The organism is Rhizobium hidalgonense, assembly GCF_002914525.1.
Lineage (GTDB): Bacteria > Pseudomonadota > Alphaproteobacteria > Rhizobiales > Rhizobiaceae > Rhizobium > Rhizobium hidalgonense.
In genome coordinates, this window is the sequence record NZ_LODW01000059.1 from 235,114 (window position 1) to 248,598 (window position 13,485).

Here is a 13,485-nt window from a genome sequence, read left to right on the forward strand (position 1 = left end):
AGCTGAGGACACCGTCATGACGGAAGAACGGCCCCTGCTGGAAGCCCGGCAGGTGTTCAAGGGATTTTTCGGCAATCCCGTTCTGAAGGGCGTCGATATCGCCCTTCTGCCGGGCAGGGTTCACGCTCTGCTCGGCGAAAACGGCGCCGGCAAGTCGACGCTGATCAATCTCCTGTCCGGCGCCCTTCTGCCGGACAGCGGGTCCATCCTTGTCGACGGCAGGCCTGTCGGGCGTTTCAGCCCGGCGGCGGCGCGGGCAGCGGGCATCGCCGTGGTGCAGCAGGAACTGAGCCTGACGGCCAATCTCTCGATTGCCGAAAACATCGGGACCGGCGCCTTCCCGCGCCGGTTCGGCCTCATCGATTACAGAGCGCTGCATCGCGGTGTGCAGGATGTCTGCGATATGGTCGGGCTCACCGAACCGCTCGACATGCCGGTCGCCGATCTCGCGCTCGGCCGCCGTCAGATGGTGGAGATCGCCAAGGCGCTGTTCCGCAAACCGCGCGTGCTGATACTGGACGAGCCGACCTCGTCACTTTCCGCGCATGAAGCCCGCATCCTTGCCCGCCTCATCGAGACGCTCAAGGGACGCGGCACCGCGCTTCTTTATATTTCCCACCGCCTCAACGAGGTGCAGGCGCTCTGCTCGCATGTCACGGTGCTGAAGGACGGTGGCGTCACCGCCGACCAGTCGCTCTCCGGCATCGATGGCGAGGGGCTGGTCCGCCTGATGGTCGGCCGCGAAACCGGCGACCTGTTCCCGCCGCGCGCCGTCGCCAAACCAGGCGCGATACGCATCGACGTCGAAGATTTTTCCGCCGGCATGGTACGCCATATCGGTTTTTCTGTCCGTGCCGGCGAGATCGTCGGCATTGGCGGGCTCGTGGGACAGGGTCAGGAAGACCTGCTGCTCGGTCTCTACGGCGCGATTCCCGCGTCCGCCGCCCGTGCTGATGTATCGGGCAAATCAGGCCTGCCCGCCAATGTCGGCGCGGCGAATGCGGCCGGTATCGTCTATGTGCCGGCCGACCGCAAGCATGAGGGATTGGTGCTGCCCCACTCCATCGCCGCCAATCTCATCCTGCCCTCGCTCGGACGGCTCGCCCGCAGGGGCTTACGCGACCGACCGGCGGAAGGCGGCCTGGTCGCCGATCTCGCCCGTCGCCTGGCGATCAAGGGCGATACCGCCCGCCCGGTGCAGGCGCTTTCCGGCGGCAATCAGCAGAAGGTGGCGCTCGCCAAATGGCTGCCGCTCGATCCGTCGGTTCTGCTCCTCAACGACCCGACGCGCGGCGTCGACATCGAGACCAAGCGTGAGATCTACCTGATGCTGCGCGCCTTCGCTGCCGAGGGGCGGCTCGTCATTCTCGCCAGTTCCGACACGCCGGAACTCGTGCATCTTTGCGACCGCGTCGTGGTTCTGCGCGAGGGGCGCGTTGCGGCAACACTGTCGCAGGATGAAATCAGCGAAGCGGCGATCGTCGGCGCGGCCATGGGCATTGCGGCCGCGACGCAGGGAGAGGCGGCATGAGCACGATTTCGTCATCCGGGCTTTACGGCGCAATCCAGCTCCGCCGCAATCGCGGCCTCGCCGGCCTCTATCTGGTGGTCGCCACCTTTCTCATCCTTTATGCAGTGCTCTTTCCCGGTATCCTTTCGATCGGCGGCTTCTCGAAATTCACGCAGAACTGGTTCCCGCTTGCGCTCGTCACCATGGCGCAGGCGCTGCTCATGCTGAACGGCGGCATCACCCTGGCGATCGGTCCGCTGGTGAGCCTGGGAGCGGTGATCGCGGCGACGACGATGGAAGGGGCGCTCGGCGTGCCGGGCGGCATTCTGGCCGTCGCGCTCGCCGGTCTCGCGATCGGCGCCCTCATCGGCGCCATCGTCACGCTTTTGAGGCTGCCGGCAATCATCGTCACGCTGGCCGGATCCTTCATCATCAGCGGCGTTGCGCTCATTCTGCTTCCGCGGCCGGGCGGGGTCGTTCCCGATTGGCTGTCGACCGCGCTTGCCGGCCACACGCCGGTTGCTTTCCTGCTGCTCGTCTTGATCCTTGTGCTCTGGAAAGCCTTTCTCGCAACGCCGCTCGGTCTCGGCATCTATGCGGCCGGCGACAACCCGGTCGGCGCATTCCGCTCCGGCGTTCCGGTCGAACGGGTGAAGGTTGCAGCCTTTGCGCTCTCCGGTCTTCTTGCGGCGCTGACCGGCCTTTTCGTCGCCGCGCAGACCGGCTCGGGCGATCCTGTGATCGGCACGCCCTTCACGCTGAACTCGATCGCTGCCGCCGTGCTCGGCGGGGTGGGTTTCCTCGGCGGCAAGGGCACGATGCGCGGGGCGATCTGCGGCAGCCTGCTGCTCTCTGTGATGATCAACGTCATGTTCTTTCTCGGCTTCCCGCCGGTCGCGCAATATGTCGCGCAAGGTCTGATCATCGTCGGGGCGGTCGCCGTTCCGGAGCTTCTCGGTCAATGGAGGGCAAGGCGATGAACATCATCAGATCCGCATCCCGCAATCCGCCGCTTCTGACCTTGCTTCTGGTCGCGCTCGTCTGGATCGTCGCGAGCCTTGCGCTGCGCGGTTTCGGCGCCTATGGCCATCTGCGCTATCTGCTCGAACTCGCCGCCGTGATCGGCATCGTCGCTGCCGGGCAGACGCTCGTCATCCTGATGGGCGGCATCGATCTTTCCGTCGGGGCTGTCATCACCGTCACGGCGATCCTGCTGCCGCTGATTTCGCCGGCCTGGGATCCGACAGGCCTTGCCGGCATTGCGGCGGCGCTTGCCATCGCCACCGGCATCGGCCTGATGAACGGCGCGGGGGCTGCCTATCTTCGCGTGCCGTCGATCATCATGACGCTTGCCATGGCGACCTTCCTGCAGGGCCTGCTGGTCATCGTCGCCGGCGGCAGTGCGGTCACCGTCAGCAATCCCGCAGTCATTCTGCTCGGTCAGGCGCGGCCGCTCGGCATTCCCTCGGGCATCATTCTGTGGCTCGTTGTTGCGATCGCCGTGCTGCTGCTCGTCCACCGCATGCCGACCGGCGCCCGGTTTCTGGCGCTCGGGGCAAACCCGCTCGCTGCCCGGCTCTCCGGCGTCAGCATCACCCGCAACACGCTGATCGTCCACACCCTGTCCGGCTTCTTTGCCGGGCTGGCGGGCCTTCTCGTGCTCGGCATGAACCGGCAGGGCTATGTCGGCATCGGCGATCCATATCTGCTGACGTCGATCGCCGCCGTGGTGCTCGGCGGCACCTCCATCCTCGGCGGCCGCGGCACCTATGCCGGGACCATCCCCGGGGCGATCCTGCTCGTCACCACGACGGCGCTGATCACCGTCGTCAACGCCTCGCCCGGCTGGCGGTCAATCATGTTCGGCACGCTGATCCTTGCCCTCCTGCTTGTTTCCGGCCGCGAGGCGCGCAGATGACGCAGCGCTACGATGGGCCGGTGATCGACCCGCACCACCATCTCTGGGACCTCGGCCTGCAGCGCCATCCCTGGCTGCAGAAGGCGCGGGCATCAGGCGAGGAAATGGTATTCGGCAGCCTGGCGCCGATCCTGCGCGACTATGGCATCGATGATTATCGCGCCGATGCTGCCCGCCAGGACGTGATCGCAACCGTGCATGTAGAGGCCGGTTGGTCCGTTGCCTATCCGCTGGAAGAGAGCCGCTGGCTTGAGGGTCTCGACCGCAGCTCCGGTGTGGCCCGCCGCTATATCGCGCGCGTTCCCCTCGACGGGCCGGATGCCCAGCGCCTGCTCGAAGCCGAAGCGGAAAACTCCAACGTCGTCGGCATCCGCGATATCCTGAGCTGGCATCCCGATGCGGCGAAAAGTTTTGCGTCGCGTCCGGATCGCATGGGCGATCCCGCTTGGCGTGCGGGGCTTGCCCATGCCACGCGGCTCGGGCTGGTCTTCGACCTGATGCTCTATCCCTGGCAGATGGCTGAGGCGCTGGAACTGGTGCAGGCCTTTCCCGAAACGCTTTTCGTGCTCAACCACGGCGGCAGCCCTGCCGATCGCACGAAGGACGGCATGGCGCTCTGGCAAGGCGGCCTGTGGGCACTCGGCGGCGCACCCAACGTGCGCGTGAAGATTTCCGACCTCGTCGCCTATGACCATGCGTGGACGCTCGAAAGCCTGCGGCCGGTGATCGAACATTGCCTCGACTGTTTCGGCCCGGCGCGCGCGATGTTTGCCAGTGACTTTCCGGTCGCCGGCCTGCATGCCTCTTTCGACGAGGTCTATCAGACCTTCCGCACGGTCGCCGCCGAGCTCTCTCTCGACGAGCAGCGCGCCTTGTTCTTTGCCACCGCCAACGACACCTATCGCCTCGGTTTGGCCGATCCGGCCGAGATCGGAAGAGGCCGCCATGTCTGATCTTCATATTGCGGCGGAAAACGTCCTGATCGACGAGCGGGTGCGCGGCTTTCCGCCGGGTCATCCGCCGCTGCCGCCTGCCGCGATCGGAATGCAGGGATGGAGGCCCTATGATGGCAGGATGGGCCTGCCGCTGATCTCGCTCGACCGGCAGGCCTTCACCGGCAATGTCGAGCTGATGATGGCCTATGTGAAAAGCCATGGCGCCGAAATCGCGCCGCACGCCAAGACGCCGATGTCGACGGCGCTGGCAGAGGCGCTTCTGGCCGCGGGCGCCTGGGGCACGACCGTCGCCGACATCCGTCAGGCGGCCGTCCTGCTCAAGGCCGGACAGCGCCGGCTGATTCTTGCCAACGAGATCGGCGGGATCGCCGCCGCCCGCCGGCTTGCAGCCCTGCTCGGCCATTATCCCGATGCGGAGCTCCATGTCTTCGTGGATTCGACGGTGCTCGTCGAGGCGCTTCGATCCGCATGGCAGGAGCGTGCGGATCTGCCGCCTCTCGGCCTGCTGCTGGAATTCGGCGCCGGCCGCGCCGGTCTCCGCGGCGCCGAAGCCGCAGCGACAATTCTCGACGCGATCCTGGCGGTGGAGACGCCCGCCTTCCAACTGACCGGCATTGCCGCCTACGAGGGCGCTGCCGCGACCGCAAATGCGGAAGAGACGATGCTTCGTATCGAGGCGCTGATGGCGATGACATCAGATTTCCTGCCGACGATCCGCGCCCGCATCGGCAAGGCCCGGCCGCTTCTCGTCTCCGCTGGTGGCTCGGTGTTTTTCGATGTCGTGGTGGCGCGGCTTTCAGCCGCCGTCGCCGTCGATCCCGCCAGCCGGCTCGTGCTGCGCAGCGGCGCGATCTTCTTCCACGATCACGGCGTCTACGAGCGCGGTCTTGCCGGCCTCGATGCACGTGGCGGCCTGCGCGTCGGCGATAAGATGGTTTCGGCGGCGGGGGGGTTCCGTCCGGCGCTCAGGGTCTGGGCCGAGGTTCTTTCCCGGCCGGAGCCAAAGCTTGCGATCTCAGGCATGGGCATGCGCGATGTGGCAATGGATCAGGGCCTGCCGCGGCCCTTGGCGCTCTACCGCAATGGCGCGTATCTCGGCAATCTCGAAAGCGCCGAGGTTTTCCGTCTCAACGATCAGCATGCCTTCCTGGCCATTGCCGAGGATAGCGACGTCTCGATCGGCGACGTCATCGAGTTCGGCATCTCGCATCCCTGCACCTGCCTCGACCGGCATGCAATCCTCTATGGCCTCGACCCGGATCATTCGGTGACGGCGGCCTATCTCACAAGCTTCGGCTGAATTCTCCTTCCAAGCTCAGAAAAGGAAAAGCTGCATGATCCAGCGTTATCAGAAGGGCTCGCGTATGAGCCAGGCCGTCAGCTATGGGGGTCTTGTCTATATTGCCGGCCAGGTGGCGGAAAACCGCAAGGCGGGCATCGAGGAGCAGACCCGCGACGTGCTCGCCAAGATCGACGCCCTTTTGAAGGAAGCCGGCACGGACCGTTCGCGCCTCCTCGCCGTCGACGTGTTTCTGCCGGCGATTACCGATTTCGAGGCGATGAACGGCGTCTACGACAGCTGGATCGACATCGAAAATCCGCCGGCCCGCGCCTGCACCGAAGCACGGCTCGCCGATCCCGATCTGCGCGTCGAAATGACCGCGGTCGCCGCACTCTGATCCAACGGCAACCGCCCGCACTGGAGACATCATGCACAGCGGCCTCGTCAATCCGATCGACTTTTCGCGCCAGGGCCGTCAGGCCGGTCATCTCGCTATTCCCTATTCGATCGACCGCTCGCCCTATTATCAGATCCGCATTCCGGTCCTTCGCTTGCAGAATGGCAAGGGGCCGTCCTTGCTGCTGATGGCCGGCAACCATGGCGACGAATATGAGGGCGAACTCCAGCTCGGCCGGCTGATGCGCCTGCTTGACGTCGCCGAAATCCGCGGCGCCGTCACCATCCTGCCGATGGCGAACCTGCCGGCGGTGATGGCGGCCAAGCGCTGCTCGCCCTTCGACGGCGGCAACCTCAACCGAGCCTTTCCCGGCGATCCCACGGGCTCGCCGACGGCACGCCTCGCGCATTTCCTCGAACACGTCCTCTTTCCGCGCCATGACGCCGTGCTCGACCTGCATTCCGGCGGCACGTCGATGACCCACCTGCCCTGCACGCTGATCGAGCGGCAGGCCGATGCCGCCCGCTTCGAGCGGTCCGTCTCGCTAATGCGGGCGATGGGCGCGTCGCATGCCTTCATCGCAGATAACGGGCCGGCGGCGCCGACATCGATGGGGGCTGCGGCACGGGCCGGCATCATCGGGCTTTCCGGCGAATTCGGCGGCGGCGGAACCGTGACGCCCGAGACGATGGCTTTTACGGCGGCGGCGATCGACCGGCTGCTCGTGACGCTCGGGATCGTCGGGCGCCCGGTTCTGTCGCGCGCGCCGCTCTCGGAGCCGGGGCCGCTGCAGCTGCTCTCGCTGTCACGGCACAGCCAGGGCATCTACGCCAACCGCAGAGGCTGGTTCGAGCCAGCCGCAGCCCTCGGGGCAACCGTTTCCGCCGGTGATCTCGCCGGATGGTACCATGACCTGGAACGCCTGGAGCCGCCGGAGGAAGAGCTGCGTTTTGCCGAGAGCGGCATCGTCATTTCCCATCGGCTGCATTGCGACAGCCAGGCCGGCGACTGCCTGATCCAGGTTGCCGAGCCCATCACCGCTTAGGTAATGGCGCCGACCGCCGCCCTGACCCAGTCGAGACGTTTGGCCGGGATGAGGCCGTAATTGTAGAAGTTCACGCCGTCAGCGCCGGCATCGACGGCCGCCTTGGCGCGGGCCGCCAGCACCGCGGCTTCACCGACCTCGGGATAGAAGACGCGCAGGCCGACGCCGAGGAATCTCTGCGGCCCGATCGCCGCCCGGCCGGCGCGGATGACATCGCCGATCGCATCGGGCTCCATATCGTAGCAGCAGAGGATCGCCCCGTCGCAGAGCTTGCCGACGGCGGTCAGATCGACGCCGCCGAGCCAACCGTCCTTCAGGTCGATCAGCACGATCCGGCTCGCCGGATCGGCCGCCGCCTTGATCTCGCCGATCAGGCTGGTCACCGGTTCGCTGCGCCAGGCGAGATAGGCATGCAGATCGGGATGGTCGCGGAAGGCATCGATGCCGGCCGCCGGAAAATCCGGGAACTGGCATTCCGGGATATCACGTTCGCAGAGTTCGGCGATGAAACGCGCAACAGTTCGGCGCGCACCTTCGGCCGGCACGCCGGCCTTTGCGGCGCGCGCCGCGCAATGATCGCAGAAGCAGAGCGACAGCAGAAAATCGTCTTCGGCGTTGAGGCCGACGCCGTCTTTCTCGTGATGGTATTCATGCGCGAAGCCCATGAAGTTCGGGCTTTCGAGCTCCACCATATCCGGCTGGTAATTCACTGTGATGTCGCGCACGAGGGTGACGGCATAGGCGCGCGCCGCCGGGCTGGAAGGGCAGAGATTGTAATAGTTGGGATTGCCGAAGGCGTTGCGCGTCACGTGATCACGATGCAGCATGCCGAGACGGCTGTTGTGGAGGCAGACCGTCCAGCAGGAGACCTTGAGACCGGTCGCCTCGCGTTCCCTGGCCAGCGCCTCCAGCATGTCGCCGCGCTCGGTGACATTCCCCGCCATCAGCGGCCGGATCAGCTTGTCCTGCCACAGGCTCTCGTCCGGCCGGAAGTAGACCGTCCCGTCCTCGGGAAAATAGGCCTTCTGCTGCGGGCTGCGCGGCTGGAGAAAGCGGCCGGCATGATAGGAGGTCGCCATGCTGATCGTGTTGAGGCCTGCCCGGTTGCGAAGCTCGGCGGCAATCGCATCGAGCCCCTGGTCCTGGATATCCCAGGGGTAAGTCCACATGGAAAGGTGCATGGTGCGCTCCGGTTCAAGTCTGTCCGCTTTATAGAACATGTGTCCATAATAGTGTCCAGGCTCGTTTGAACGCGGAGGGCGGCGCGAAAGCCGCCCACCCTGCCCTGTCAGCGGCTGATCGTTGCCTGCAGCGCGTCGATGGAGGATTGGATGCCGGCCTCGGTCGACATGGTGAAGTCTTCCATCTCGAGGCTGACCCAACCGTTGTAGCCGACCATCCTGACGACCGAGAAGAATTCCTTCCACCACTGCAGGTCATGGCCGGCGCCGACGGCGACGTAATTCCAGGTGCGGTTGGCAACGTCGGTCACGTCCTTTAGTTCCAGAAGACCATTGATGTCGGCAAGTCCCCGCTCGATACGCGTATCCTTGCCGTGGCAATGATGGATTGCGCTTCCGAGCGCGCGTGCCGCGGCAATCGGATCGGCGCCCTTCCAGAACAAGTGGCTCGGATCGAGGTTCATGCCGACCGTCGGACCGACCTCGTTGCGCAGGCGGAACAGGGTTTCCGGGTTCCAGACGAGCATGGCCGAGAAGTTTTCCAGCGCGTATCGCTCGACCCCGACTTCCCCAGCGAGCTTGACCAGATCATGCCAGAGCGGGAAGGCGCGATCTTCCCACTGGTAGCGGTCGCGTTCCGGCATCTCGTCCGGCCAGCTTTTGGTATAGACGAGCCAGTTGGGTACGCTGTCGCCGGGGGCGGCTTCCGGCAGGCCGGACATGGTGACGATCGTCTTGACGCCGATTTCGCCGGCAAGACGGATCGTCTGTTCCATTTCCTTGCGGTGACGCTTGCCCATGTCGCCCGGATCGAGCGGATTTGCCGAGCAGTTCAGCGCCGCGATTTCGAGGCCGCGGGCTTCGATTTCCTTGAGCTTGGTTTTCAGCAAGCCCTTATCTTCGAGCAATTCATCGGCGCGGAAATGCGGCGCGCGCGACCAGCCGCCGCCAGTCATCTCGATGCCTTCAACGCCGAGTTTGACGCATTTGTCGAGCATATCGGTAAAGGACAGGTTGCCCATGACGTCGGTGCAGATCGAAAGTTTCATATCATTGTCTTTCTAAAAGAGGGGTGGGGAACGCGCCCGGGAGGAGGATGGAGGAGATCCCGCGCGCCCCCGGAACTGATCACTCGAATGCGACCCAGGCGGCGCCCGCATCGGCCGAGCGGACGCAATTCTCAAGCCAGCGCACGCCTTCGGTGCCGGCCTCGATGCCGGGATAATGATGGGTCTTGAGGAAGGCCTCGTCGCCGCGGCGTTTTGCATCGATCGCTTGGGCGAGCCAGAGGTAGATGTTCGCCCAGCTGTCGCCGAGGCCCTCGGTATGCAGCGCGCCCATGCGGTCGGCCGCGAGGCTTTCCTCTTCGAGATAGGGCATGCCGTGATGCAGCGTTCGGTTCGGTTCGCCCTGCACTTCATAGATCAGCTGGTCGGGATGGGCATCCGACCATTCGATCGAGGCCTTGGAGCCGACGAAACGGTAGCGCTGCGAACCCATGTTGCCGGCATTAACCGAGGATACCCAGAGACGGCCGCGGGCGCCGTTGTCGTAATGCATGAGAACGGTTGCGTGGTCTTCGAGCGGCGCGCGGGTCGGAATGAAGGCTTTGCGGTCGCAGAGCAGCTTTTCGATCTTCAGATGCGGCAGCACGACCTCGGAGAGGTAGTAGAGGTGCGTGCCGATATCGCCGAGAACGAAGGTCGGGCCGGCGGTTTTCGGATTGGTGCGCCATTTCACCGCCTCGCCGGCGCCGACATCATCGCCCGAATTGAAGCCGTGGGTATATTGCATGTCGACGATGCGGATCTCGCCGAGCATGCCCTTCTTGACCATCGCCGCCATCTGATGAACCAGCGGATGGCCGGTGAAGCCATAGGTGACGCCGACGATCAGGCCGTTCTCTGCGGCGAGTTTGGCGATTTCGTCGCATTCGGTGACGGTGAAGAACAGCGGCTTTTCGCAGATCACGTGCAGCCCGGCTTCCAGGCATGCCTTGGTGATCTCGTAATGGGTGAAGTTCGGCGTGGCGATCGAGACCACCTCGACGCCGTCCTCGCGCCCGGCCTCCCCAGCGATCAACGCCTTATAGTCGCCGTAGCAGCGGTCGGCGGCGACGCCGATCTTCGTGCCGAAGTCGCGCCCGCGCGTCGCCTCGAGGTCGAAGGCCCCGCAGACGAGCCGGTAGGTGCCGTCCCGCTGGGCGCCGGTTCTGTGCTTGTAGCCCACCTGCCCGGTGCGGCCGCCGCCGACCATGCCCCAGCGCAAGGGGCGTTCGATGGATCTTTCTCCGTTGATCATCTGATCATTGCTCCTGAAATGGCCTGCCGCGTCATTCCGCCGCCATGGCGGTCGGCAGTGCGTAAAGCTTGGGTTTCGGTATCATTTTCACCGGTTCGAGGCCGCCGCTGGACACGGCTCTCAGAGCAGCATCGGCCACCAGTGTCGCCGCATATCCATCCCAGGTGGAAGGTCCGCCGGCCGTTCCTTTAGAGGCGGCGACGATCCATTCACGGAATTCCTGGTCGTAGGCCTCGATGAAGCGCTCGCGCCAATCCTCGGGGATCGCCTGGCGAATGCCGTTCAAATCCGAGATCACGGTCGCCGGGCGGTTCGGCAGCGCGGCGACGCCCGTCTCGCAGCTGATCTCGCCGCGGATGTCATAGCCATAGGCGATGTTCACCGAAATCTCGACGTCGACCAGCGCACCCGAGGCCATGTGCAGGAGCACGAACACCGGATCGCGCAACGCGCCGCCGCGCGAGGACCGGCGCGGCACACGCACCTCCACGCCGGTGATTTCATCGGACAGCAACCAGCGGGAAATGTCCGCGTCATGCACCAGCGTGTCGTTCAGCGGCATCTCCGAGCTGTAGAGCCCTTCGGGAACGGAAGCGTTGCGATGCACGGAATGGAAGAGCAGCGGCGCGCCGAGTCTGCCGCCATCGATGACCGCCTTCAGGCGGCGATAATCGGCATCGAAACGACGCATAAAGCCTACCTGCACCAGCCGCCGGCCGAAGGCTGTTTCCGCCTCCATGACGCGGAGTGCGGCCGCCTCGGAGGTCACCAGCGGCTTTTCACAGAAGACCGGCTTGCCGGCGGCAATCGAGGCGAGCAGCTGCTCCTCATGGGCCGGCCCCCAGGAGCAGATGATCACGGCCTGCACCTTTTCCGAAGAAATCAGCGCCGAAGGCGTGGCGAAGACCTCCGCTCCCGCGGGGGCGGCAGCGGCGGCGCGGGCCTGGTCGATATCGGTGACACCGACGATTTCGACACCGGGAACGACGTTCGTCAGGCGGCGGATATGATCCCGGCCGATCATGCCGGTGCCGATGACGCCAACCTGAAGGGTCATTTCGCCCCCCAATGCTTATCGATGTAGCGCTGCATTTCGGAGCGCATGAAGGTGCCGCTCTGGTCCGCTTTGTCCTCCCAGGCAAAGACGCAGGCGGTCATGATGCCGTCGAAGCCGATCTCGGCGAGCGTGCCGAAGAACGCGTCCCAGGGAACCTCGCCCTGACCGATATTGAGGTGCTGGTGCACCCGGGCGTTGGTACCGGGCGGATTGAGGATATATCTGAGGCCCGACGAAGCCTTGTGGTTGAAGGTGTCGCCGACATGGACATGCGCCAGCACGTCCTTCGCCTCGCGCAGCATCGCTTTGGTATCGTCGCCGAAATAGAAGGTGTGTGGGGCGCAATAGAGGAACTTGACGCTCTTCGAATTGACCGTGCGGATGATGTCGAGCGCCGGCTGCAGCGTTTCGCACCAGTCTTCCGGATGGGGCTCGACATTGAGCTGAATGCCCTCGCGCTCGAAGAGCGGCACCAGTTCCTCCATCGAGCGCCACCACGCATCTTCGCAGGCCTCGATCATCGAGCCGGTGTGGCAGCAGTAGCAGGATCCCTTGTCCGGGTGCGGGCCGCGGCCGAACTCGGAATTCATGGTGTCGACTTCCAACTCGACCGCGATTTCGATGGCGCGTTTCCAGTGCTTGACGGCGGCCTGGCGTTCGGTCTCGTCATTGGAGGCCCAACGATACATCGGCAGCAGCGAGGCAATGCCGACGTCCGCCTCTTTCAGGGCCCTCTTGAAACTTCTGATCCGCTCGGGAAAGACACGCGGCGCCTTGAACCATTCGAGGAAATCGCCGCGTGGGGATAGTTCGATCCAGTCGTAGCCGAGTTCCTTGACCTTCCCAGGCAGTTCCTCAAGCGAAAGGTGCCGGTGCATGAACGGGTCGATTGCGATTTTCATTTTGACCTCCGGATTCCAGTCATGATTTTCCTTCCCCGGCGGCGGTCTATTCTGCCGCTGCCGGACGCTGTGTGTTTTGTGCTGTGTCGTTTGCAGTGCCGTCAGCGGTTACTCAGCCGGCGGCGAGTGGCTCTCATGGCTTGCTATGTAAGTATCGATTTGAGCTTCGAGGCCCGCCATGGTTTCCCCGCCGGCCATCAGATCGGTAATCTCCTCGCGGGTCTTCTCGCCCCGGCGGAAATCGGCGGCGATCGCGCCGCGGATGAGCACCGCGAAGTGATCGCCGACCGCCATCGCATGCATGACCTGGTGGGTGATGAAGATCACCGCCAGACCGCGCCGCTTCGCCTCATTGACGATCCTCAGCACGTGCGCCGCTTGCTTCACACCGAGAGCGGCGGTCGGTTCGTCGAGGATCAGCACGCGCGCGCCGAAATGCACGGCCCGGGCGATGGCGAGCGACTGGCGTTCGCCGCCCGACAGCCCGCCGACAAGGCGGTCGCCATCGTCGATCCGGGTGATGCCGAAATCCTGGACGGCTTTGACGGCAATCTCATTGGCTTTCCTGCGGTCATAGACCTTGAAAAGACCCCAGCCCTTGGTCGGCTCGACGCCGACGAAGAAGGAGCGGCCGATCGACATCAGGGGAAATGTGCCGCCGAATTGATGCACCGCCGAGATGCCCTTTTCCTGCGCATCACGCGGTCCGCTGAATTCGACCGGGTTGCCGTCCATCAGGATGGTGCCGCGCGTCGGTTTGTGGACGCCGGCCAGCGTCTTGATCAGCGTCGATTTGCCGGCGCCGTTGTCACCGAGCAGGCAGAGCACCTCGCCGGCGCGGACCTTGAGCGAGATATCGTGCAGCACGTCGATCGGGCCGAAGCTCTTGTCGACATTCTGGAGTTCAAGGATTGGAACATTGTCGGACATGGGTGT

At 64.7% G+C, this 13,485-nt stretch carries 13 protein-coding genes; 7 read left to right on the forward strand and 6 right to left on the reverse strand.

Annotated features, from left to right (window positions below):
- The first annotated feature begins 16 nt into the window (after positions 1-16).
- The 7 genes from ATY29_RS18540 to ATY29_RS18570 are packed head-to-tail and all read left to right on the forward strand — an operon-like array spanning position 17 to position 7,108.
- Positions 17-1,531, forward strand: a complete 1,515-nt coding sequence (locus tag ATY29_RS18540; protein ID WP_003572234.1) for a sugar ABC transporter ATP-binding protein — start codon at positions 17-19, stop codon at positions 1,529-1,531.
- The gene (locus tag ATY29_RS18545) at positions 1,528-2,490 is read left to right on the forward strand and encodes an ABC transporter permease (RefSeq protein WP_025417904.1); all 963 of its coding nucleotides are present in this window, start codon (positions 1,528-1,530) and stop codon (positions 2,488-2,490) included. The genes ATY29_RS18540 and ATY29_RS18545 overlap by 4 nt, the downstream gene beginning before the upstream one ends.
- Positions 2,487-3,428, forward strand: coding sequence for an ABC transporter permease (locus tag ATY29_RS18550; RefSeq protein WP_097533077.1), 942 nt, complete (start codon positions 2,487-2,489; stop codon positions 3,426-3,428). The genes ATY29_RS18545 and ATY29_RS18550 overlap by 4 nt, the downstream gene beginning before the upstream one ends.
- A complete protein-coding gene (locus ATY29_RS18555; protein ID WP_097532979.1) occupies positions 3,425-4,381 on the forward strand; it encodes an amidohydrolase family protein in 957 nt (318 codons plus the stop codon). The genes ATY29_RS18550 and ATY29_RS18555 overlap by 4 nt, the downstream gene beginning before the upstream one ends.
- Positions 4,374-5,684: an alanine racemase gene (locus ATY29_RS18560; protein ID WP_097532980.1), complete on the forward strand. Its 1,311-nt coding sequence runs from the start codon at positions 4,374-4,376 to the stop codon at positions 5,682-5,684. The genes ATY29_RS18555 and ATY29_RS18560 overlap by 8 nt, the downstream gene beginning before the upstream one ends.
- Positions 5,685-5,718: 34 nt before the next feature.
- On the forward strand, positions 5,719-6,063 hold the full coding sequence (locus ATY29_RS18565) for a RidA family protein (RefSeq protein WP_003572224.1): 345 nt from the start codon (positions 5,719-5,721) through the stop codon (positions 6,061-6,063).
- A 31-nt stretch (positions 6,064-6,094) separates the two neighbouring features.
- Positions 6,095-7,108 (forward strand): succinylglutamate desuccinylase/aspartoacylase family protein, encoded by a 1,014-nt coding sequence (locus ATY29_RS18570; RefSeq protein ID WP_097532981.1) that lies wholly within the window; start codon positions 6,095-6,097, stop codon positions 7,106-7,108.
- On the opposite strand, the gene ATY29_RS18575 is transcribed toward ATY29_RS18570, so the two are convergent.
- From ATY29_RS18575 to ATY29_RS18600, 6 genes are all read right to left on the reverse strand, one after another.
- Positions 7,105-8,289, reverse strand: coding sequence for a hypothetical protein (locus tag ATY29_RS18575; protein WP_097532982.1), 1,185 nt, complete (start codon positions 8,287-8,289; stop codon positions 7,105-7,107). The two genes, ATY29_RS18570 and ATY29_RS18575, sit on opposite strands and share 4 nt — an antisense overlap.
- Positions 8,290-8,396: 107 nt before the next feature.
- Positions 8,397-9,338: a sugar phosphate isomerase/epimerase family protein gene (locus ATY29_RS18580; RefSeq protein ID WP_097532983.1), complete on the reverse strand. Its 942-nt coding sequence runs from the start codon at positions 9,336-9,338 to the stop codon at positions 8,397-8,399.
- Between the two features lie 79 nt (positions 9,339-9,417).
- Complete coding sequence (locus tag ATY29_RS18585; protein WP_097532984.1) at positions 9,418-10,590, reverse strand: Gfo/Idh/MocA family protein; 1,173 nt, start codon at positions 10,588-10,590, stop codon at positions 9,418-9,420.
- Positions 10,591-10,621: 31 nt separating this feature from the next.
- Positions 10,622-11,647, reverse strand: a complete 1,026-nt coding sequence (locus tag ATY29_RS18590) for a Gfo/Idh/MocA family oxidoreductase (RefSeq protein ID WP_097532985.1) — start codon at positions 11,645-11,647, stop codon at positions 10,622-10,624.
- Complete coding sequence (locus tag ATY29_RS18595; protein ID WP_097532986.1) at positions 11,644-12,549, reverse strand: sugar phosphate isomerase/epimerase family protein; 906 nt, start codon at positions 12,547-12,549, stop codon at positions 11,644-11,646. The genes ATY29_RS18590 and ATY29_RS18595 overlap by 4 nt, the downstream gene beginning before the upstream one ends.
- Positions 12,550-12,657: 108 nt before the next feature.
- Positions 12,658-13,479, reverse strand: coding sequence for an ATP-binding cassette domain-containing protein (locus ATY29_RS18600; protein ID WP_097532987.1), 822 nt, complete (start codon positions 13,477-13,479; stop codon positions 12,658-12,660).
- Positions 13,480-13,485: the final 6 nt, after the last annotated feature.